At 73.6% G+C, this 20,520-nt stretch carries 18 protein-coding genes; 11 read left to right on the plus strand and 7 right to left on the minus strand.

The genetic code is table 11. The features are described 5' to 3' along the window. Positions 1-190 precede the first annotated feature (190 nt). The 10 genes from ABT295_RS17180 (at position 191) to ABT295_RS17225 (ending at position 11,790) form a co-directional block, all read left to right on the plus strand. On the plus strand, positions 191-865 hold the full coding sequence (locus tag ABT295_RS17180) for a NuoI/complex I 23 kDa subunit family protein (protein WP_352395615.1): 675 nt from the start codon (positions 191-193) through the stop codon (positions 863-865). Further along, entirely contained in the window at positions 862-1,446 is a 585-nt protein-coding gene (locus tag ABT295_RS17185; protein ID WP_352395616.1) for an NADH-quinone oxidoreductase subunit J family protein, read from the plus strand. Before ABT295_RS17180 ends, ABT295_RS17185 begins: the two co-directional genes overlap by 4 nt. Further along, positions 1,443-1,820, plus strand: a complete 378-nt coding sequence (gene nuoK / locus ABT295_RS17190; RefSeq protein ID WP_502991191.1) for an NADH-quinone oxidoreductase subunit NuoK — start codon at positions 1,443-1,445, stop codon at positions 1,818-1,820. The genes ABT295_RS17185 and nuoK overlap by 4 nt, the downstream gene beginning before the upstream one ends. Continuing rightward, positions 1,817-3,742 carry an NADH-quinone oxidoreductase subunit 5 family protein gene (locus ABT295_RS17195; RefSeq protein WP_352395617.1) on the plus strand — a complete coding sequence of 642 codons (1,926 nt, stop codon included), beginning with the start codon at positions 1,817-1,819 and terminating at the stop codon, positions 3,740-3,742. Before nuoK ends, ABT295_RS17195 begins: the two co-directional genes overlap by 4 nt. Further along, positions 3,733-5,238, plus strand: coding sequence for a complex I subunit 4 family protein (locus ABT295_RS17200; RefSeq protein ID WP_352395618.1), 1,506 nt, complete (start codon positions 3,733-3,735; stop codon positions 5,236-5,238). Before ABT295_RS17195 ends, ABT295_RS17200 begins: the two co-directional genes overlap by 10 nt. After that, the gene (locus ABT295_RS17205) at positions 5,235-6,860 is read left to right on the plus strand and encodes an NADH-quinone oxidoreductase subunit N (RefSeq protein WP_352395619.1); all 1,626 of its coding nucleotides are present in this window, start codon (positions 5,235-5,237) and stop codon (positions 6,858-6,860) included. The genes ABT295_RS17200 and ABT295_RS17205 overlap by 4 nt, the downstream gene beginning before the upstream one ends. A 94-nt stretch (positions 6,861-6,954) precedes the next feature. Then, a complete protein-coding gene (gene htpX, locus ABT295_RS17210; protein ID WP_352395620.1) occupies positions 6,955-7,830 on the plus strand; it encodes a zinc metalloprotease HtpX in 876 nt (291 codons plus the stop codon). A gap of 91 nt (positions 7,831-7,921) precedes the next feature. Further along, the gene (pepN, locus tag ABT295_RS17215) at positions 7,922-10,420 is read left to right on the plus strand and encodes an aminopeptidase N (protein ID WP_352395621.1); all 2,499 of its coding nucleotides are present in this window, start codon (positions 7,922-7,924) and stop codon (positions 10,418-10,420) included. Between the two features lie 3 nt (positions 10,421-10,423). Then, positions 10,424-11,257, plus strand: a complete 834-nt coding sequence (locus tag ABT295_RS17220; RefSeq protein ID WP_352395622.1) for a hypothetical protein — start codon at positions 10,424-10,426, stop codon at positions 11,255-11,257. After that, positions 11,254-11,790 carry a GNAT family N-acetyltransferase gene (locus ABT295_RS17225; protein ID WP_352395623.1) on the plus strand — a complete coding sequence of 179 codons (537 nt, stop codon included), beginning with the start codon at positions 11,254-11,256 and terminating at the stop codon, positions 11,788-11,790. The genes ABT295_RS17220 and ABT295_RS17225 overlap by 4 nt, the downstream gene beginning before the upstream one ends. 16 nt (positions 11,791-11,806) lie before the next feature. Here ABT295_RS17225 and ABT295_RS17230 read toward each other — a convergent pair whose 3' ends face one another. The 6 genes from ABT295_RS17230 to ABT295_RS17255 all read right to left on the minus strand — a co-directional run bounded on the left by ABT295_RS17230 (position 11,807) and on the right by ABT295_RS17255 (position 19,094). Beyond that, positions 11,807-13,327, minus strand: coding sequence for an SDR family NAD(P)-dependent oxidoreductase (locus ABT295_RS17230; RefSeq protein WP_352395624.1), 1,521 nt, complete (start codon positions 13,325-13,327; stop codon positions 11,807-11,809). Between the two features lie 124 nt (positions 13,328-13,451). Further along, the gene (locus tag ABT295_RS17235) at positions 13,452-14,762 is read right to left on the minus strand and encodes a S1C family serine protease (RefSeq protein ID WP_352395625.1); all 1,311 of its coding nucleotides are present in this window, start codon (positions 14,760-14,762) and stop codon (positions 13,452-13,454) included. A 69-nt stretch (positions 14,763-14,831) separates the two neighbouring features. After that, positions 14,832-16,343: a sensor histidine kinase gene (locus ABT295_RS17240; RefSeq protein WP_352395626.1), complete on the minus strand. Its 1,512-nt coding sequence runs from the start codon at positions 16,341-16,343 to the stop codon at positions 14,832-14,834. A gap of 13 nt (positions 16,344-16,356) precedes the next feature. Beyond that, on the minus strand, positions 16,357-17,079 hold the full coding sequence (locus ABT295_RS17245; RefSeq protein WP_345506419.1) for a response regulator transcription factor: 723 nt from the start codon (positions 17,077-17,079) through the stop codon (positions 16,357-16,359). 104 nt (positions 17,080-17,183) lie between these two features. After that, a complete protein-coding gene (locus ABT295_RS17250) occupies positions 17,184-17,360 on the minus strand; it encodes a hypothetical protein (RefSeq protein ID WP_352395627.1) in 177 nt (58 codons plus the stop codon). Positions 17,361-17,441: 81 nt separating this feature from the next. Beyond that, positions 17,442-19,094, minus strand: a complete 1,653-nt coding sequence (locus ABT295_RS17255) for a DNA repair helicase XPB (protein ID WP_352395628.1) — start codon at positions 19,092-19,094, stop codon at positions 17,442-17,444. A gap of 112 nt (positions 19,095-19,206) precedes the next feature. On the opposite strand from ABT295_RS17255, the gene ABT295_RS17260 reads away from it, so the two are divergent. Next, complete coding sequence (locus ABT295_RS17260; RefSeq protein ID WP_352395629.1) at positions 19,207-20,139, plus strand: hydroxymethylglutaryl-CoA lyase; 933 nt, start codon at positions 19,207-19,209, stop codon at positions 20,137-20,139. 6 nt (positions 20,140-20,145) lie between these two features. On the opposite strand, the gene ABT295_RS17265 is transcribed toward ABT295_RS17260, so the two are convergent. Next, positions 20,146-20,520: a DNA polymerase ligase N-terminal domain-containing protein gene (locus ABT295_RS17265; protein WP_352395630.1), complete on the minus strand. Its 375-nt coding sequence runs from the start codon at positions 20,518-20,520 to the stop codon at positions 20,146-20,148.

Genomic DNA, 20,520 nt, shown 5'->3' on the forward strand with positions numbered 1-20,520 from the left:
AACCGTCGAAAGGCCAACCTTTGCGGGTCGTATGCCGTCGAGTGGCCGATGGTCGCTGGTGGCCACTCGACCTGGCCGACGCACCAAAGCTGGCCTTTCGACGGCATACGGCCACCAAATGTGGCCACTCGACGGTTCGGGACCCTCGAAAGTTGGCCTTTCGACGGTTCGGATGGGGAGGTGAGGCGTGATGGGTGACGGAGTGATCCCGGGGCTCGTCAAGGGGCTCGCGACGACGGCGCGGTCGCTGACCCGGCACACGCACACGGCGGAGTACCCCGACGTCTCGCCGGCGCTGCCGCCACGGTCGCGCGGCGTCATCGCGCTCACCGAGGAGAACTGCACCTCGTGCATGCTCTGCGCGCGCGAGTGCCCCGACTGGTGCATCTACATCGACTCGCACAAGGAGGAGGTGCCGCCGGCGACGCCGGGTGGCCGGGCCCGCCAGCGCAACGTCCTCGACCGCTTCGCCATCGACTTCTCGCTCTGCATGTACTGCGGCATCTGCATCGAGGTCTGCCCGTTCGACGCGCTGCACTGGAGCCCCGAGTTCGAGTACGCCGAGCTCGACATCCGCGACCTGCTCCACGAGAAGGACCGCCTCGGCGCCTGGATGGCCACGGTGCCTCCGCCGCCCGCCCTCGACCCCGCCAGCGCCGAGCCGGCCGAGGTCGCCGCCGCCGCGAAGCCGCCGCGGGCGGCCGCCGCACGGGGCGCGGCGGCGGGGCCCGCCGGCGCCGCACCCGCGCGCGCCGCTCGGGTGCGCCCGGTCCGTGAGTCGCAGCCGACCACGGAGCTGCCGACCACCGACCGCACCCGTGAGCTGCCGGCCGTCACCCCACCCGAGGACGGGGAGCCCGAGTGACCACGCGCGACATCGTCTTCACGGCCGTCGGCGTCGTCACCGCGCTCACGGCGCTGCTCTCGGTCACGACGCGGCACGTCGTGCACGCCGCGCTGTGGCTGCTCGTGTCTCTCGGCTCCCTGGCGGGCGCCTACGTCGTGCTCGGCCAGGAGCTCGTCGGGCTCGTGCAGCTGCTCGTCTACGTCGGCGCCATCGTCGTGCTCGTGCTCTTCGCGCTCATGCTGACGCGCGCCCCGATCGGGCCGCACGCCGAGATCGACACCCCCGGCTGGCAGCGGGCGGCCGGCGCCGTGCTCGCGGCCGCGACGACCGCCCTGCTCGCGGCGCTGCTCCTGCCGCTCTTCTCCGGCGCCACCGCCGACCTCGACCTCGCGTCGGCCACGAGCAGCACGACGACCCGACTGGCCACGGCGGTCTTCGGCACCTGGGTCTGGCCGTTCGAGCTGCTCTCGGTGCTGCTCCTCGTCGCGCTCATCGGCGCCTTCGCCGTCTCGCGGCTCGTGCTCGGTCACGCCGTGCCCGCGGGCAAGCCGACGGCCGACGCCGCCTCCGACCCGGCGACGGCGGGGGGGCGCCCGTGATCCACCTCGAGCTGCCGGCGGCCCTGGCCGCCCTCCTCGCCGGGATCGGCGTCTACGGTATCCTGGCCCGCCGCAACGCCGTGCTCGTCCTCATCGGCGTCGAGCTCGTGCTGAACGCCGCGAACCTCCTTCTCGTGACGGCGGGCTCGCGACCGGGCTCGCCGTTCTCCGCAGGTCCCGTGCTCACGCTCTTCGTCATCACGATCGCCGCCGCGGAGATCACCGTCGCGCTCGCGATCATCCTCGTCATGTTCCGCCGGGCCGGGCACATCGACCTCACCCGGGTGCCCGACACCGACGACGGCGACGACGCGGACGACGCGAAGGGCACGGACGACACAGAGAGCGTCCCCGTGCGGGAGGCGGCCCCGTGAGCTGGATCGTCCGCATGGTCGTCGTGCTGCCCGCCCTCGCGGGCCTGCTCGGCCTGCTCGCCCACCGCCGGCGGGTGGCGTCCGCCGCGATCGCGGTCTCCGTGTCGGCCTACGTCGTCGTGCTCGCCCTGGTCCAGTGGGTCGCGCCCGCGGGCGTCGCCGACATCGACTCGCTCGGGGCGCTGCCCGTCGGCGACCTCGCGGTGCCGCTGCACCTGCTCTCCGACCGCGTGTCGGGCCTCGTCTCCTTCGTCGTCGCGCTCGTCGTGCTCGGCATCCAGGTCTTCACCGCGTGGTACCTGCGCGACGACCCCCGCTACGGCCGGTTCGCCGCGACGGTCTCGCTCTTCGCCGCGGGCATGCTGCTCGTCGTGCAGGCCGGCGACCTCGTGCTGCTGCTCGTCGGCTGGGAGGTCATGGGCTGGTGCTCGTGGCTGCTCATCGGCCACGACAGCGAGCGGCCGGCTGCCCGGCGTGCTGCCTACAAGGCCTTCCTCGTCACCCGGGTCGCCGACATCGGCATGGTCGTCGGCCTCGTCGCGCTCGCGGTGCGGGCCGGCAGCACCGACCTCGTCGCCGTGCTCACGGCCACGCCCGCGGGGGGTGGCGCCGACGCGGCGCTCACCGTCGGCCTCGTGGGCGTCGCCCTCGGGGTCGCCGGCAAGTCGGGCCTCGTCCCGTTCCACGACTGGCTGCCCGACGCGATGGAGGGCCCGACCCCGGCCTCCGCGCTCATCCACGCGGCGACGATGGTGGCCGCCGGCAGCTACGTCGTGGCCCGCCTCTTCACCCTCTATGCCCAGGACGACGCCGCCCGCACGCTGCTCGCGGTCCTCCCCGCGGTGACGATGGTCTACGCCGCCCTCCTCGCCCTCGTGCAGACCGACCTCAAGCGCCTGCTCGCCTACTCCACGCTGAGCCAGGTCGCGATCATGCTCTCGGCGCTCGCCGCCGCACCGCCCGAGCTCGGGCCGGCCCCGGCCATCTCGCACCTCGTCGGGCACGCCTTCTTCAAGGCGCTGCTCTTCCTCGGGGCGGGCTGGCTGTCGGTGCTCGCCGGCGCCACCGCGCTCGCCGCGCTGCGCGGCCGGCTGCGCCCGACCGGGGCCCTGCGGTGGTCGACGGGCATCGGCCTCGCCGCGCTCGCGGGCGTGCCGCCCCTCATCGGCTTCTTCACCAAGGACACCGTCATCGACGCCGCCTTCGAGGGCGCGACCGGGGGAGCCGGCCTGCGGGCCTGGCTCGTCGTCGTGGCGCTCCTCGTCACCGTCGTGCTCACCGCCGCCTACTGCACGCGCGCCTGGCTGCTGCTCGACACGCCCCTCGCCGTGGCGTCCCCGGAGCCCGACGCCGAGCCGGCCGTCGTGCCCGCGTCGGAGGTGCCCGTCGTGACGGTCGCCGACAGCGCCGACGACGCGGAGGTCGAGCGGGTGCACGCCCACGGGCACCGCGAGATCACCCTGTCGGCCGCGCTCGTCGTCTCCGTCCTCGCCGCGCTCACCGTCGTCGGCACGCTCTTCCTCACGAGCCTGCGCGGCGGGGTGCACGTCGGCGTGCTCGGTGCCGTGCTCTCGGTGCTCCTCGTCGCCGGCGGGGCGTATGCCGTGTGGTCCCTGTCCGGGCGCGGCGCCGTCGACGTCGCCGAGCGCCTCCCCGACGACGTGCGCGAGCGCGCGGTGCGCGGCTTCGGCGCCGACACGGCATACGTGCGCGTGGGGCGCGGGGTCACGGCGCTCGCCCGCCTCGTCGTCGCCCTCGACCGCGACGTCGTCGACGCCTACCCGCGCGCGACCGCCGTGCTCGCGCGCGCCGCGGGTCGCGGCGGCGAGCGCGCCCACCGGGCCGTCCCGTCCCTGTCGGTGCTCGCGCTGCTCGTCGGCGTCGGGCTCGTCGCCGTGCTGGGGGTGACGGCGTGGCGTTGACGCTCACCCTCCTCGTGCCGATGCTCGCGGCCATCGCGCTCGTCGCGATCCCCGGCGAGTCCCGGGTCGAACGCGGCATCGCGCTCGGGTCGACGGTCGTCACGGCCGTGCTCGCCGTCGTCACGGTGTGGAGCCGCTCGGAGGTCGACGCACCGTGGATCCGCGCGCTCGGGGTGCGATGGCACTTCGGTGTCGACGGCATCTCGGCGGCGCTCGTGCTGCTCACCGCGCTGCTCACCGTGGCCGTCGTCGCGCACGCCCTCGCGGGCCCGATCCCGCGCGGCGGCACCGGGTCGACCTTCCTCGGCTGCATCCTGCTCGTCGAGACGGGCGCGCTCGCGACCTTCATGGCGCGTGACGCCGTGCTCTTCTTCATCGCCTTCGAGGTGGTGCTCGTGCCGATGTGGGTGCTCGTGCGGCGCTTCGGCGACGACCACGTGCCCGACGAGACGCGGGCCGACGCCGCCGGCCGGTTCGTGCTCTTCACGGTGCTCGGCTCGACGCTCATGCTCGTCGGCATCCTGCTCCTCGTGCACCACCAGGGCACGAGCGACCTCACCCTGCTCGCCGAGCGGCACGGCGAGGGCCTCTCGCGCTCGCTGCAGGTCGCCATCGCCGCGTTGCTGCTGCTCGGCCTCGGCATCAAGGTGCCGCTGTGGCCGGTGCACACGTGGCTGCCCGCGGCGCACACCGTCGCGCCCACGGCCGGCTCGGTGCTGCTCGCGGCGGTGCTGCTCAAGATGGGCACCTACGGCATCGTGCGCCTCGCCGTCGCCACCGTGCCGCAGGGCGTGGCCGTGCTCAGCCCGGTGCTCGCGCTGCTCGGCGTCGCGGGCATCCTCTGGGGAGGCCTCGCCTGCCTCGTCGAGCACGACCTCAAGCGGCTCGTCGCCTACAGCTCCGTCGCCCACATGGGCTTCGTCGCGCTCGCGCTCGCCGCCGGCACCGAGACGGGCCTGCAGGCCGCGCTCTTCGGCAACATCGCCCACGGGGTCGTCGCGGCCCTGCTCTTCTTCGTTGTCGGCGACCTCAAGGAGCAGTGGGGCTCGACCGACCTCCGCGTCGCCCGGGCCGCCCTGCGCGACAAGGCACCCCGCTTCGGTCTCGCGCTCGTCGTGGGGCTGGCGGCGGCGCTCGGCCTGCCCGGCCTCGTCAGCTTCTGGGGCGAGTTCCTCGCGCTCTACGCCGCGTGGTCGCCGGCCGCGGACCGGCCGGTCGCCCTCCTCCGCGTCTGCGTCGTGCTCGGCGCGGCGGGTCTCGCGCTCGCCGCTGCCTACGCCCTGCGGGTCGCCCGCATCGTCTGGGCCGGTGAGGGCAGCGAGGAGGCCACCGGGCCTGCCGCCGAGCCGGTCGCCGACGCCCGCGGTGCACGGTGGGCCGTCGCCCTCGCGCTCGTCGTCGCGGTGGTCGCGCTCGGGCTGCTGCCGCACCTGCTGCTGCGCCTCTCCGACGCCGCCTCCGCGGGGCTGCTCTCGGGAGCGGGGGTCGGCCCGTGAGCCTCGAGATCGACTACGCCGTCCTCCTGCCCGCGCTCGTGCCGCTCGCCGGCATCGTCGCGGTGCTCGTCGCCGACCTCGTCGTGCCCCGCCTGCGCCGGCTGCCGTATGCCGTCGCCGGGCTCGCCGCCCTCGGGTCGGCAGCCGCGACGGTGCCGGGGCTCGGCCTCGGTGGCGGCTCGACGCGGTCGACCGTGTGCCTGGCCCTGGCCGGCGGGCCGTCCGGCGGCCCGGCCCGCGGCCCGGCCGTCGAGGGGCTGGCCGGTCAGTGCTTCTGGCAGGCCGACGCGCTCGGGGCCACCCTGCAGCTCGCGGCGGCCCTGTCTGCCGCCGTGTGCGTGGCACTCGCCTGGCCCCGCCGCAGCCGGCGGCGCCCGGCCGGCACGACGAGCGAGCCGGTCGAGGCGGTGCTGCTGCTCGCGGCGCTGGCCGGCACCGTCGTCGTGGCCGCGAGCCGCGACGTCGGCACCTGGCTCGTCGCGCTCGAGCTCGCCACCCTGCCCGTCATCGTCCTCGTCGCCCTCTCCGGCCGACGCTCCGCCGTGGCCGGCGCCACGCAGCTGCTCGTCACCTCGCTCGTCTCCTTCGCCCTGCTCGTGCTCGGCATCGCCCTGTGGTTCGCCGCGACGGGCAGCCCGTTCCTCACGCCCGACGCCGTGCTCGGTTCGGTCGGCTCGGTCGGGTCGTCCGGGTCCGCGGGGGCGGCGGTCGCCGGCGGCACGAGCGTGGCGTGGGCATCGGTCTCGGGCGGGGTGCTCTCGCTCGCCACGGTGCTCGTCGTCGCCGGGGTCGGCTTCAAGCTCTCCCTCGTGCCGTTCCACGCGTGGACGCCGACGGCCTACTCCGGCTCGTCGGTCGCCGTCGCGACGTTCCTCGCCACCGTCTCGAAGGTGGCCGCGCTCGCCGCGCTGCTCGTCGTGCTCCGGGCCGTGGCGGTGCTCGGCACCCCGGCCCTCGTCGCGATGGCGGTGCTCGCCGCCCTCAGCATGACGCTCGGCAACGTCATGGCCCTGCGCCAGCACGACGTCGTGCGCCTGCTGGCCTGGTCGACGGTCGCGCAGGCCGGCTGGGTCGTGCTGCCGCTCGTCAGCATCTCGGCGCTCGGTGTCACCGCGAGCGCGACCTACCTGCTCACCTACGTCGTCGCCACGCTCGTGGCGTTCGGGGTCGTGGCCGTGACGGTGGGCGAGCGCCCGCGCGACGGCCGCCGGCTCACCGCCTACGACGGGCTGTGGCAGCGCGCGCCCTGGCGGGCCGGGGCGCTCGTGCTCGCGCTCACCTCCCTCGCCGGCCTGCCGCCCGGTGTCATCGGCCTCGTCGGCAAGGTGACCGCCCTGCGCCCGGTCGTGGCGCAGGGGTGGGTCTGGCTCGCCGTCATCGCCGCGGTCAACGCGGTGCTCGGCGTGGCCGTCTACCTCCGTTGGGTCCGCGGGATCATCACGGCGCCCGAGGCCGCCGCCGTGGCGGCCCCCGACGCGGCACCCGATGCGGCACCCGGCGCGGCTCGGGTCGCCACCCGGACGGCTGCGCGGCCGGCCGTCGTCGTCGCGCTCGTGCTGAGCGCGGCGGTGCTCGTCGCCGTCAGCGTGCAGCCCGACCTGCTCCTGCGCCTGCTCGGCTGACCGGCACCGGTCCCGGGGGAGCCACCGCGCGTCCAGCGGACTCACAGGGGGCTCCCAGCGGGAACACGCGGTGCGGGCTGCTCGTTCTCCCGGCATGCACAACCACTTCAACGGGCTCAAGACGGCCGCGCTCTTCGGCGGCATCTGGGCCCTGTTGCTCGGGCTCGGCGCCCTCGTCGGCGGCGGCCGGTTCATCTGGATCTTCGCGCTCATCGGCGTCGCCACGACGTTCTACGGCTACTGGAACAGCGACAAGCTGGCCATCAAGGCCATGCACGCCTACCCGGTCTCCGAGGCGCAGGCGCCGGCGATGTACCGCATCGTCCGCGAGCTCTCCACGGCCGCAGGCAAGCCCATGCCCCGTCTCTACATCAGCCCCACGCAGGCGCCGAACGCCTTCGCGACCGGCCGCAACCCGCAGAACGCCGCGGTCTGCTGCACCGAGGGCATCCTCGGGCTGCTCGACGAGCGCGAGCTGCGGGGCGTGCTCGGGCACGAGCTGATGCACGTCTACAACCGCGACATCCTCACGAGCTCGGTCGCCGCGGCCATCGCCGGTGTCATCACCTCGATCGGCCAGATGCTGATGTTCACGAGCATGTTCGGTGGCGGCAGCTCCGACGAGGACCGCCCCAACCCCTTCGCCCTGCTCGCCATGAGCCTGCTCGCGCCGATGGCCGCGATGATGATCCAGATGGCGATCAGCCGCACCCGCGAGTACGACGCCGACGAGGACGGCGCCAGGCTGACCGGCGACCCGCTCGCCCTGGCGTCGGCGCTGCGCAAGCTCGAGCAGGGCGTCGCCCGCGCCCCGCTCGCGCCGCAGCAGGACATCGTCAACGCGAGCCACATGATGATCGCGAGCCCGTTCCGCGCCCAGGACGTGACCCGTTTCCTCTCGACGCACCCGCCGATGGAGCAGCGCATCGCCCGCCTCGAGACGATGGCCGGCGGCCCTCACCGCGGCTGAGGCCGGTCCCGGGCCCCGCGCCACGAGGTCTGCGCACGCCGGGAGGCCACCCGAGCGACGCCGGGGCCGTCCATCTGGCAGGCTCGGGCCCATGCGCAGTCTCACACTGGCCGAAGCCCGCGAGCGATCCTCGCTGCTCACCGTCACGTCGTACGCCGTCGACCTCGACCTCGACCAGGGTGCGGAGGTCTTCGGCTCGCGCACGAGCGTCCGCTTCACGTGCGCGCACCCGGGCGCCGACTCGTGGGTGGACCTCAAGGCGCGCTCGGTCGAGACGGTCTCGCTGAACGGCCGGCCGCTCGACCCCGCGGACGTCGCCGACGGACGGCTGCCGCTGCGCGACCTCGCCGCCGACAACGAGCTCGTCGTCGCCGCGACCATGGCCTACAGCCACGACGGCCAGGGCCTGCACCGGGCCACCGACCCCGCCGACGACCGCGACTACGTCTACGGCCACCTCTTCCTCGACGCCGCACCCAGCGTGTACGCGTGCTTCGACCAGCCCGACCTCAAGGCGCCCTACGACGTGACGGTGCGCGCGCCCCTCGACTGGATCGTGCTCGGCAACGGCGCGGCCACGCAGTCCGGGGCAGGCACGTGGCACCTCGAGACGACGAAGCCGCTCGCCACCTACTTCATGACGGTCTGCGCGGGCCCCTACGTCTCCGTGCGCGACGAGCACGACGGCGTCCCGCTCGGGGTGCACGCCCGCGCCTCCCTCCGCGAGCCGCTCGAGCGGCACGCCGCCGAGCTGTTCGACGTGACGAAGCGCTCGTTCGACTACTTCCACGACCTCTTCGGCATCCGCTACCCGTTCGGGGAGTACCACCAGGTCTTCGTGCCGGAGTTCAACGCCGGCGCCATGGAGAACCCCGGCTGCGTCACCTTCCGCGACCAGTACCTCTACCGCGGCGCCGCGACGCGCGACGAGCTGCTGACGCGCGCCAACACGGTCAGCCACGAGATGTCGCACATGTGGTTCGGCGACATCGTCACGATGAAGTGGTGGGACGACCTCTGGCTCAACGAGAGCTTCGCCGAGTACATGAGCCACCGGTGCCTCGTCGACGCCACCGACTTCACCGACGCGTGGGTCGACTCCTCGATCGTGCGCAAGGTGTGGGGCTACGGCGCCGAGCGCTCGCCGTCGACCCACCCCGTCGCCGGCGTCGAGGCGCTCGACGCCCAGAGCGCGCTGCAGAACTTCGACGGCATCTCGTACGCCAAGGGCGCGGCCACGCTGCGCCAGCTCATCGCCTACGTCGGTGACGACCGGTTCATCGCCGGGGTGCGCGCCTACCTCACCGACAAGTCCTACGGCAACGGCACGCTCGCCGACTTCCTCGCGGCCATCGAGACCGCGAGCGGGAAGGACCTGACGGCCTGGTCGCGCGCCTGGCTGCTCACGGCCGACCGCGACACGATCTCGGTCGAGGTGCAGGAGCAGGGCGGCGTCGTCGGGTCCGCGGTCGTGCACCGCGAGTCGCCGGCCGACCGCGCCGCCGACCGGCCCCACGCCTTCGACGTCGCGGGCTGGACCGACGGCCGCGAGGTCGCGCGCGTGCGCACGACGGTCAGCGCCGACGAGACGGTGCTCGCCGAGCTCGAGGGCGGCCCGGTGCCGGCGCTGCTGCTGCCCAACGCGAGCGACCTGACGTGGGCCCGGGTGCGCCTCGACGACGCCACCGTCGCGGGTCTGCGCGAGCAGCTGTCCCAGGTGCCCGACGAGCAGGCCCGGGCCGTCGTCTGGTCCGCGCTCGTCGACGGCGTGCACGGCGCAACGGTCGACCCGCGCGACTTCCTCGACGTGTTCGACGCGGCCTGGCCGGTGGAGACGAACTCCTCGATCCTCACCCGCGTCGCCTCCTACGCCGAGCACCGCGTCGTGCCCTTCTTCGTGCCGCGCGCGGAGCAGGCCGACGCCCTCGCCCGTCTCAACCGGGCCGGCACGGCGCTGCTCGAGCGCGCCACGCCGGGCACCACCGAGTCGCTCGCGGCCGCCCGCCTCGTCGCGGGCACGAGCGACGACGAGGCGCTGCTGCAGGCCTGGGCCGACGGCCAGGGCCTGCCCGCCGGCCTCGAGGACGACGGCGACTTCCGCTGGATCGTCGTGCGCAACCTCGCCTCGCGCGGACTCGTCGACGCCGGTGACATCGACGCGTTCCGGGCCAAGGACGACACGCTCCAGGGCGGCCTCAACGCCCTGATGTGCCGGGCCAGCCTGCCGGACCCCGAGGCCAAGGCCTGGGCGTGGCAGCAGCTGACCGGGCAGGAGGGCCGGTCGAACTACGAGATGGTCCACCTCGCGCGCGGCTTCTGGGCCGCCCCCGACGACGCCCTCGTCGCCGACTACGTGCCCCGCTACTTCACCGACGTGCCGGCCATGTCGGGCTGGGTGGGGGAGGACGCGCTCTCACGCGTCGTCCTCGTGGCCTACCCGCGCGTCTTCACCGAGGAGACGGCCCGCCTCAGCGCCGACACGATCGCGCGCGACGACCTGACGCCGGCGGTCCACCGATCGCTCGTGGACGCCGACGCCGAGCTGCGCGAGGCGCTCGCGTCCCGGGCGGCCTTCGGCGCCGCCGTCTGAGCCGTGGCGACCCCGACCCGCGCCGAGCTGCCGGCGGTCGTCCGTGAGGTGACGGACGCGCACGTCGCGCTGCTCGACGCGGGGTTCCCCGGCCTGCTCGAGGGGCTGCACCTGCACGGCTCGATCGGCTTCGACGGCGAGTTCTGGGGGCGCAGCGACATCGACTTCGTCGCCGTCGTGCAGCGCCGTCCGACGGAGGCCGAGGTCGACGGGCTGCGCCGCGTCCACACCGAGCTCGAGCGGCGGCGGCCGGAGCCGGCATACGACGGCTTCTACGTCGTGGCCGACGACCTCCGCGGCTCGCCGGACGTCGTGCCCGACGTGCCCGGGGTGCTGCACGGCTGGTTCGACGTCGGCCACCACGCCGACGTCGTGCACATCACCTGGCGGGAGCTGCGTGACCACGGGATCACGCTGCACGGCAGGGAGCTTCGCGACCTGCAGGTCTGGAGCGACGACGCGGCGCTGCGTGAGGCGACCCGCCACAACCTGCGCACCTACTGGCGCGCGCAGCTCGAGGCGATGGAGCACCACCCGCGCGAGGCGTCGCTGCCGCAGGCGGCCGAGTGGGGAGCCCTCGGGGCGCCGCGGCTCGTCCACCTCCTCGTCACCGGCGCGCCGACGTCGAAGTCGGGCGCCGGCCGCTGGGCCCTCACCGCCTACCCGGCGCACCGCGAGATCCTCGAGGAGGCGCTGCGGGTGCGTGAGCGCCCCGACGACCCGACGACGTATGCCGGCGAGCCCGCCCGTCGTCGGAGCGACCTCATCGCGTTCATGACGCAGGTCGTCGCCGACGGGCTGGCGCTGCCCGAGCCGCCGGGGCCGGAGGTGTCGTGAGCGGCCGCGCGACGGGCGCCGGTGGCTGGGTCGTCGAGCTCGCCGACGTGCGGAGCCCGGGGTGCGAGGCGCTGCTGCGCGACTACTACGTCGAGGTGAGCGACCGGTGGTACCGGCTGCGCGAGGGCCGGGACTCCACGCCCGAGGAGATCGCGACGGGCTTCCCGCAGATGCGCAGCGACGACCTCGCCCCGCCGACGGGGGTCTTCGTCGTGGCCCGCGGCCTCGACGACCCCGACGTGCTGGGCGGCTGCGTGGGGGTGCGCCGCCTGCGGGACGCCACGGGGGCACGGGTGGCGGAGCTGCGCCGGCTCTACGTCCGCCCGGAACTGCGCGGCGCCGGGCTCGGCGGCAGCCTGCTCGCCACGGCCGAGGAGGTGGCGCGCGTCTGGGGCGTCGGCTCGATCCGGCTCGACACCCGGCTCGACCTCGAGGAGGCCCGGTCGCTCTACGTGAGCCACGGCTGGGCCGAGGTGGAGCCGTTCTCCGACGCCTTCTACGCCGAGGTCTGGTACGCCAAGACCCTCGGCTGACCACGGTCGCCCGGGGTCACCAGGGGCTGGGCTCGTAGTCCTTGACGAAGCAGCCGTAGAGGTCCTCGCCGGCCTCGCCGCGCACGATGGGGTCGTAGACGCGGGCGGCGCCGTCGACGAGGTCGAGCGGGGCGTGCCAGCCCTCGGCCGCGATGCGCAGCTTCTCGTCGTGCGGCCGCTCGTCGGTGATCCAGCCGGTGTCGACGGCGGTCATGAGGATGCGGTCGGTCTCGAACATCTCGCCCGCGCTGGTGCGCGTCATCATGTTGAGCGCCGCCTTGGCCATGTTCGTGTGCGGGTGGCCGGGCCCCTTGTAGCGGCGGGAGAACTGGCCCTCCATCGCCGAGACGTTGACGACGTAGGCCCGTCGCGCCCCGGCGGTGACCGCGGCCCGCATGGCCGGGCGCAGCCGCGAGACGAGGATGAAGGGCGCCGTCGAGTTGCACAGCTGCACCTCGAGCAGCTCGAGCGGGTCGACCTCCTCGACCTTCTGGGTCCACGAGTTGGTGCGCTGCAGGTCGGGCAGCAGGCCGCCGGCGTCGACGGCGGTGCCGGCGCGGTGCGCCTCGAGGCTCGCGTGGCCGGCCGAGAGCGCCAGGGCCGTCATCGAGGCGGCGGTCTGGGCGGCGATCGCGTGCTCGACCGACTCCCCGTCGTGGTGGGCGACCGCGTGCGAGCCCAGGGCGCCGGCGATCGAGGCGGGGTGCGCCTCGCTGATGCGGTCGAACGTCACCATCTCGGGCAGCCGCACGCCGTCGGGCAGCGGCGCCGACTCGAGCTCCACGAGGTTGCTGTAGGCGCCGGGGGAGCGGCGCACCGTCTGCGCGGCGTTGTTGACGAGGATGTCGAGCGGCCCGGCGGCGGCGACCTCGTCGGCGAGCGCGACGACCTGGGTCGGGTCGCGCAGGTCGATGCCGACGATCTTGAGCCGGTCGATCCAGTCGGCGCTGTCCTCCATCGAGGCGAACCGGCGCATCGCGTCCTTGGGGAAGCGCGTCGTGATCGTCGTGTGGGCGCCGTCACGCAGCAGCCGCAGCGCGATGTACATCCCGATCTTGGCGCGGCCGCCGGTGAGGAGCGCGCGCTTGCCGCTGAGGTCGGTGCGCTGGTCGCGCTTGGCGTGGCTCGTCCGCGCGCAGTCGGGGCAGAGCCAGTGGTAGAACGCGTCGACGAGGGTGTAGTCGCGCTTGCAGATGTAGCAGCCACGTGGGTTGACGAGCTCACCCGCGTAGGCGCCGGTCGCGTTGGAGACCAAGGGGATTCCCTTGGTCTCGTCGTCGATGCGCATCGGCGATCCCGTGGCCGTCGACTCGATGACCTGCCGGTCGGCCTTGCGCTCGGCCCACGTCTTGGCGTTGCGGCGGTCCTTCTTGAGCCGCTTGTACATCAGCGACGCGGCCCGCTTGAGGGTCTCGAAGTCCGGGTCGTCGATCTCGAGCGACGGAGCCAGGGCCAGCACCCGCACGGCGGTCGCGACGTCCTCGGGGTCGAGGCGCACGACGGCAGCGGGGTCCAGCTCGTTCTCGGTCTCACTCACCGCGCAAGGGTACGCGTGCGGCCCCCACCGCCCCCAATCCGCACGCCCGCGCGGGGCTGGCCTCGCCCGGGTCACGTCCGGGGTGTCGTCACCCCGTCCGTGACCCGGCGCGAAGTTCTGGGCGTCAGCTCGACGTGGCGGGCTTGACCGCGAGCGTGACCTGCACGTCCTGGCGGCTGCCGCCGCGGATCACCGTGAGCGTCGTCTTGTCGCCGGCCGTCATCTCGCGGATCTGCGCGACGAGGGCGGTGGCGGAGTCGACGCGCTGGCCGTCGACCGCGATGACGACGTCGCCGTTCCTGATGCCGGCGTTCGCGGCGGGGGTGCCGCCGCTCACCGAGACGACCTGGGCGCCCGCGCGCCTGGCCGCGCCGTCGGTGACGACGGTGTCACGGGTGCTGACCCCGAGGAAGGCGTGCTCGGCCTTGCCGCTCTTGATGAGCTGGTCGGCGATCGACTTGGCCTCCTTGATCGGGATGGCGAAGCCGATGCCGATGTTGCCGCTCTGGCTGTTCGAGCTCTGGCCCAGCGAGGCGATCGAGCTGTTGATGCCGATGAGCTCGCCCTTGCCGTTGACGAGCGCACCGCCGGAGTTGCCGGGGTTGATCGCCGCGGACGTCTGGATGGCGTTCGTCACGACCTCGTCGCCCGAGGACTGCTGCTGGCCGAAGGGCGACTCGCTCGACGTGCCGGTGCTGACCGGGCGGTCGAGGGCCGAGACGATGCCCGTCGTCACGGTGCCCGAGAGCCCGAGCGGGTTGCCGACGGCCATGGCGGGGTCGCCGACCTTGAGCGCGTCGGAGTCGCCGAGGCTGATCGGCGTCAGGTCGGAGGGGCCGTTCGTCAGCTTGATGACGGCGAGGTCGGTCGACGCGTCGGTGCCCACGATGGTCGCGCCGTAGGTGCGCCCGTCGCTCAGGGTCACGCTGATCGCGCCGTTGCCGGTGGCGTCGCCGACGACGTGGTTGTTCGTGAGGATGTGGCCGCTCCGGTCGAAGACGACACCGGACCCGGCGCCCGACCCCTGCTGGGTCGTGACGTCGATGCTGACGACGCTGGGCGCCACGGCGGCCGCGACGGCCCGCCAGTCGGGGCTGGAGGCGTTGCCCTGCACGACGGTCGGCGACGTGTTCTGGTTCTGCTGCGTCGTGGACGTCGAGGCCGGCGCCGTCGAGGTGGAGGTGCCCGAGCCGTCGAGCGAGGTGACGGCATACGTGCCGCCGCTCGCGAGGACGGCCGCGAGCAGCGCCGTGACGGCCGTCTGCCCGAGGCGCCGGTCGCGCTTCGGCGTCGGGCGCGAGCCCTCGCCGAGCGGCGGCGTCGGCGGCGCGGGCGGCGTGGGGGGAGCGGCCGGGGCGGACTGGCTGTAGTAGTCGCCCTGCGTCGGGATCTGCTGCGGGATCTGCTGCGTGCGGTCCTCGGGTGCCAAGGTCATGGCTCCTCCTCGATGTGGTCTCTTGGTCCCCATTCCACCGAGGCAGCTTTGGTCGCGGTTGTGCCGTTCCTAGGAATCGGCTGTGGCTTGGTGCCGGATCGCCGGGGCCGGCCTTCCGGCGCCCGGCGAGCGCGTCGGCAGCTCGACGACGAACGTCGCCCCGCCCCCGGGGGTCTCCGCCACCCGCACGCGGCCCCGGTGCGCGCCGACGATGGCGTGCACGATGGCGAGGCCGAGCCCGTTGCCCCCGCCCTTGCCCCGGCTGCGCGACCAGTCGGCCCGGTAGAAGCGCTCGAAGACCTCGTCGCGGTCCTTCTCCGGCACGCCCGGGCCGTGGTCGCGCACGTGGAGGGCGACGTGGCCGTGGTCGAGCGCGCCGACGAGGATCTCGATCGGCGTCCCCTCGGGCGTGTGCACCCGCGCGTTCGTCACGAGGTTCGTCACGACCTGTCGCAGCTGCTGCTCGTCGGCCTCGAGCTCGGTCGGCTCGATGGGCCCGTGGATGCCGGTCGCGACGATGTGGCGACCCGGCGCGATGGTGCGGGCGTCCTGCGCCGCGTCGGCGGCGAGCACCGCGAGGTCGACGGTCTGCAGCTCGAGCGGGCGCTCCCCGTCGAGGCGCGCGAGCGTCAGCAGGTCCTCGACGAGCCCGCTCATCCGGTGCGCCTCGGACTCGATGCGGCCCATGGCGCCGGTGACGGCGTCCGGGTTCGGCAGCGCCCCCTGACGGTAGAGCTCGGCGTAGCCGCCGACGGCCGCGAGCGGGGTGCGCAGCTCGTGCGAGGCGTCGGCGATGAAGCGCCGCATCTTCTCCTCGTTGGCCTCGCGCACGGCAAAGCTCTGCTCGATGCGGGCCAGCATCGAGTTGAGCGAGCGTGACAGCGAGGCGACCTCGTCGTCGGTGTCGGGCACCTCGACGCGCTGGGTGAGGTCGCCGACGGCGATCTGGGCCGCCGTGTCCTCGATCCGGGTCAACGGCCGGAAGGTGCGCCCGACGAGGTACCAGCCGAGCGCCGCGCTCACGAGCAGCGCGATGGCGCCGATCGCCCCGGCGTAGAGCAGGAACTGGTTGACCGTGCTGTCGAGCGGCCGCAGCGGCAGCGCCGTCACGACGACGAGGGTGCCGCTCTCGTTGAGCTGGGCGAGCGCGAGCCACTGGCCCTGCCCGCTCATCGAGTCGACGCGGAACGGGCGCCGGTCGACCACCTGCGGCGAGGTCGCGCGCAGCGCCGGGATGCGAGCCCGGTCCGACTCGGTGACGGCCTCGAAGATCGAGACGGTGGAGCCCGTGCGCACGTCGGTGGTGCGCGCCGTGAAGCCGGAGGGCAGCCGTGTGCCCACCTCGGCCAGCTCGCGCGCGTCGATCGAGGAGATGCTCGCGGCGTAGACGCCGAGCTCGTTCTCGGCCTGGTTGAGCAGGTAGCTGCGCAGCAGCGCGCTCACGACGAGCGTCGTCAGCGCGAGCGCCACGGCGATGAGCCCGAGCGTCACCCCGAGCAGGCGCCACCGCAGCGGCACCGCCCGGAGGCGCTGGCCCACGGTCCTGCGCGCGCCGCGGCGCTCGGCGGTCTCGTCCGTCACGTCGGACGCCCGGTCAGGGGGTGGTCAGCTCGGGAGGCACGCGCAGAACGTAACCCACGCCGCGCTTGGTGTGGATGAGCGAGGGCCCGTCCGCGTCGATCTTGCGGCGCAGGTAGGAGATGTAGGACTCGACGATGCCGGACTCGCCGCGGAAGTCGTAGTCCCACACGTGGTCGAGGATCTGCAGCTTGGAGAGCACCCGGTTCGGGTTGAGCAGCAGGTAGCGCAGCAGCTTGAACTCGGTGGGGGACAGGTCGATGACCCGGCCGCCGCGGCGCACCTCGTGGGAGTCCTCGTTGAGCTCGAGGTCGTGGAAGCGGAGGGTGGCGCCCTCGTCGACCTGGCCGCGCGTGCGCCGCAGCACGGCCCGGATGCGGGCGATGACCTCCTCGAGGCTGAACGGCTTGGTGACGTAGTCGTCGCCGCCGACCGTGAGCCCCTGGATCTTGTCGCCCGTCGCGTCGCGCGCCGTGACGAACACGATGGGCTGCTGCCGACCGCGGTCGCGCAGGCGGCGGGTCACCTCGAAGCCGTCGACGTCGGGCAGCATGACGTCGAGCACGACGAGGTCGGGCTCGGACTCCGCGGCCATCGCGAGGGCCGTCGTGCCGTCGCCGGCCGTGTCGACCTCGAACCCGGCGAAGCGCAACGACGTCGCGAGCAGCTCGCGGATGTTGGGCTCGTCCTCGACGACGAGCAGGCGGGCCTCGGGGGCCGATGCGGTCTGGGTGTCCACCCTCCCAGTGTCAGGGCGTTCGCTGGGAGTTGGCTGGGAATGCCGGGCGATCCCGTATGCCGTCCGCACCGTCGGCTGCCGTCCGCGCCGTCGGGTGCCCCGGCTCAGCGGCGGCGGGCCTTGGCGAGCGCCTTCTTGAAGTCCTTGCCGCACATCGAGGCGCAGTCCTGCTCGCAGAGTCGCTTGATCACCACGGGGCACTTCGTGCACCGCGGGCTGTCCTTGCAGCACTTGGACTTCGGCTTGAGCTTCGCCACGTCCTTGGCCTTGAGCTTGCCCACGCGCTCGATGGTAATTAGGTGAGGCTCTCCTGACCTAATTCGGCCACCCAGTGGGACGGCCGTCCGCTCGGCGGTCCGCCCTCAGAGGTCGTCGGCGTCGACGATCCGGTAGGCGTACCCCTGCTCGGCGAGGAAGCGCTGGCGGTGCGCGGCGAAGTCGGCGTCGACCGTGTCGCGCGAGACGATCGTGTAGAAGTGCGCCGTGCGGCCGTCGCCCTTGGGCCGCAGCACCCGGCCGAGGCGCTGGGCCTCCTCCTGGCGCGAGCCGAAGGTGCCGCTGATCTGGATCGCGACGCTCGCCTCGGGCAGGTCGATGGAGAAGTTCGCGACCTTGCTGACGACGAGGGTCGTGATCTCACCGGTGCGGAACGCGTCGTAGAGGCGCTGGCGCTCCTTGACCGTCGTCTCGCCCGTGATGACCTCGGCGCCGAGCCGGTCGGCGACCTCGTGCAGCTGGTCGAGGTACTGGCCGATGACGAGCGTCGGCTCGCCCTCGTGCCGCTTCGCGAGCGCCTCGACGACGGGCAGCTTCGCGTCGGAGCACGACGCGAGGCGGTAGCGGTCGTCGGGCTCGCTCACGGCATACGCCATCCGCTGGCCCTCGGGGAGGCTGACGCGCACCTCGACGCAGTCGGCGGGGGCGATGTAGCCCTGGGCCTCGATGTCCTTCCACGGCGCGTCGAAGCGCTTCGGGCCGATCAGGCTGAAGACGTCGGCCTCGCGGCCGTCCTCGCGCACGAGCGTCGCGGTGAGCCCGAGCCGGCGGCGCGCCTGGAGGTCGGCCGTCATGCGGAAGATCGGGGCGGGCAGCAGGTGCACCTCGTCGTAGACGACGAGGCCCCAGTCGCGGGCGTCGAGCAGGTCGAGGTGGGTGTAGGCGCCCTTCCGCCTCGTCGTCAGCACCTGGTAGGTCGCGATCGTCACGGGCCGGATCTCCTTGCGCGCACCGGAGTACTCGCCGATCTCGTCCTCGGTCAGCGTGGTCCGCTTGAGCAGCTCGTCCTTCCACTGCCGCGCGCTCACGGTGTTCGTCACGAGGATGAGCGTCGTCGCCTTGGCCGCCGCCATCGCGCCGGCGCCGACGAGGGTCTTGCCCGCGCCGCAGGGCAGCACGACCACGCCGCTGCCGCCGTGCCAGAAACCGTCGACGGCGTGCTGCTGGTAGGGCCGCAGGTGCCAGCCGTCCTGCTGGAGGTCGATGGGGTGCGCCTCGCCGTCGACGTAGCCGGCGAGGTCCTCGGCCGGCCAACCGACCTTGAGCAGCTCCTGCTTGAGCGTGCCGCGCTCGCTCGGGTGCACCGTGACGGCGAGGTCGTCGATGCGCTCGCCCGTCAGCGGCTTGATCTTCTTGTGCCGCAGCACCTCCTCGAGCACCGGCCGGTCGGTCGTGCGCAGCACGAGGCGGGTGCCCCCCTCGGAGTCGGCCAGCCCCTCCTTCTCGAGGGTGAGCCGGCCGTAGCGGTCCATCGTGTCGGCCACGTCGACGAGCAGGGCGTTGGGGACGGCATACCGGCTGTGGGTGAGGAGGGCGTCGACGACCTGCTCGGCGTCGTGCCCGGCCGCGCGGGCGTTCCACAGGCCGAGGGGCGTGATGCGGTAGGTGTGCACGTGCTCGGGGGCGCGCTCGAGCTCGGCGAACGGGGCGATGGCGCGTCGCGCGGCCTCGGCGTTCGGGTGGTCGACCTCGAGGAGGAGGGTCTTGTCGCTCTGGACGATCAGGGGTCCGTCATTCATCGTCAGTGCTCAACCCTGCCCTCGGTGCGATGTATTCCACGGTCACCCGCGACCACGGAACACATCGAACCGGCGGCGGGGACGGCTGGTGCCGTGGTGACAGTATGGGCGCATGCGATCCCCACAGGTCGAGGCGGCGACGGGGCTGCCCGCGAAGGTGACGATCTACGAGGTCGGTCCGCGCGACGGGCTGCAGAACGAGAAGACCGTCGTGCCGGCCGCCACCAAGGTGGAGTTCGTCCGGCGCCTCGAGGCCGCCGGGCTCGGCACCATCGAGACGACGTCGTTCGTGCCGGCGAGGTGGGTGCCGCAGATGGGCGACGCCGAGCAGGTGCTCAAGGCCCTCGGCGCCGACGGGCTGGGCCGTCGTCGGCCGGCCCTCGTGCCCAACGAGCGCGGCCTCGACCGCGCCGAGGAGCTCGGACTGTCGGCGATCGCGATCTTCGGCTCGGCCACCGAGACCTTCGCGCAGAAGAACCTCAACCGGTCGGTCACCGAGCAGTACGCGATGTTCGAGCCGGTCGTGAAGCGGGCGCTCGAGGGCGGGATGTGGGTGCGCGCCTACGTCTCCATGTGCTTCGGCGACCCCTGGGAGGGGCCGGTGCCGATCGCGCAGGTCGTCGACACCGCCGAGCGGCTGATGGACCTCGGCTGCCACGAGCTGAGCCTCGGCGACACCATCGGCGTCGGCACGACCGGTCACGTGCACCGGCTGCTCGAGGCGCTCGCCGCGCGCGGCATCGACGCCGACCGGGTCGCGGTCCACTTCCACGACACCTACGGCCAGGCGCTCGCCAACACGATGGCCGCCCTCCGCGACGGGGTGTCGGTCGTCGACGCGGCCGCCGGCGGGCTCGGTGGCTGCCCCTACGCGAAGTCCGCGACCGGCAACCTCGCGACCGAGGACCTCGTCTGGGCCCTGCACGGCGCGGGCGTCGAGACGGGCGTCGACCTCGACGCGCTCGTCGAGACGTCGGTCTGGATGGCCGGGCAGCTCGGGCGGCCGTCGCCGAGCAACGTCGTGCGGGCGCTCGCCGGGGCCTGAGCGCCCTCAGCCCGGGGGCTGGTCCTTCGTGAGGTGCAGCAGCCAGTCGCGGTCGGTGCGGATCAGGGCGTAGCGCCGCGAGCCGGTGCGCCCGTGCAGCACGAGGACGATCCGGTGGTCGTCGCGCGACTCCTCCTCCCACCAGCCCGTGTCGGCGATCGACTTGTGCTCGTCGGTGTAGCCGAGGTGGTCCATGGCGTGGTCGTCGACCGCCACGGCCAGCCGGTCGTGGCGGCTCGAGGTCGGCAGCCCCTTGGGCACCGCCCACGAGCGCAGCACGCCGCCCTCCTCGAGGCGCAGGTCGAAGTGCGGGCGCGGCCTCCGGTGGTCGTGGAGCACGTATGCCGGCCGGTGGCGACTGCGGGATGCGTTGCCGGACAT

Origin of the sequence: Terrabacter sp. NPDC000476, from assembly GCF_040300125.1 — a bacterium.
In the GTDB taxonomy this organism is placed as follows: Bacteria; Actinomycetota; Actinomycetes; order Actinomycetales; family Dermatophilaceae; genus Terrabacter.